The organism is Parasedimentitalea nitratireducens, from assembly GCF_057444295.1.
This window is the reverse complement of the sequence record NZ_JBYAXC010000043.1, coordinates 1-976: the sequence shown is the minus strand read 5'-3', so window position 1 is coordinate 976 and position 976 is coordinate 1. Positions and strand designations below refer to the sequence as shown.

At 49.5% G+C, this 976-nt stretch carries 1 protein-coding gene; it reads left to right on the top strand.

What is annotated here, in order from left to right:
- Positions 1–976: PAS domain-containing protein (locus AC2T28_RS24930; RefSeq protein WP_486751298.1), on the top strand; the 976-nt coding region annotated here is incomplete at both ends.

The following is a 976-nucleotide window of genomic DNA, read 5'->3' as shown; positions in this document are numbered from 1 at the left end:
TGCAATGGCGCATCTTGCCAACAGGGTCACAACAGAACTGGAAGCGGCGCGCGAAAGTGAACTATTTAAGAACCAGCGCAAATTAGAGGAAGCCCGCGCAAACCTCAGGAACGTGTTGGATCAGGCGGGCGATGCGCTTTTTGTGATTGATCCGAAAACGGGTGGTTATGTCGACGTGAATAAGCGCGCGTGTTTGTCGCTTCAATATACGCGCGATGAATTGCTGGCGCTTGGCACGAAAGAGGTTGGAGTAACAGCAACTGCCAAAGATTATGCGGCCTATGCCGTGGAGCTTGGACCAGAAGAAATTCTTACGCGCATAGGAGCACAAGTGCGTAAAGATGGTTCACATCTACCGGTTGAAGTCCGAATTTCGGTCGCCGAAATCCTAGGTGAGACCCGAGTTTTGGTCGTGGCACGCGACATAACTGAACGTCTCAAAACCGAGAAAACTCTACAGCAGAGCGAAGAACGCTACCGCGAACTATTTGAGCAATATCCGATACCAACCATCGAAGTGGATTGGTCCGGTGTGAAGCTTGGGCTGGACGAAATACAATCTGCAAAAGGCAATGTTGAAATCGGCGAATTGCTTGCGGATCACGATGTGCTCAGGCAGCTTCACAAAAAAATCGTGCGCCGTGGATTGAGCGACTCGTTGCTTCGTCTTTACGGCGTGAAGTCGAAAGACGCGTTGATAAAGCTTTTAGAGGCGCGACCGGAACGTATTGATGTATTGGAGTTTTTTCGAGGAGCATTAATCGCTTTCTATAATGGGGCTTCAGTATATGAGAGAGAATTTCAGGAGATCCAAGTTACTGGAAAGTCAATGACCATTCAAAACCGATTTTTCATGTCTCCAGATAGTCGGCATAGTTGGAGCCGTCTCCTCATCACCCTAGAAGATGTCACGGAGCGTAGGGCCACAGAACAGGCGTTGCGGCACGCGCAGAAAATGGAGGCCATAGGTCAACTT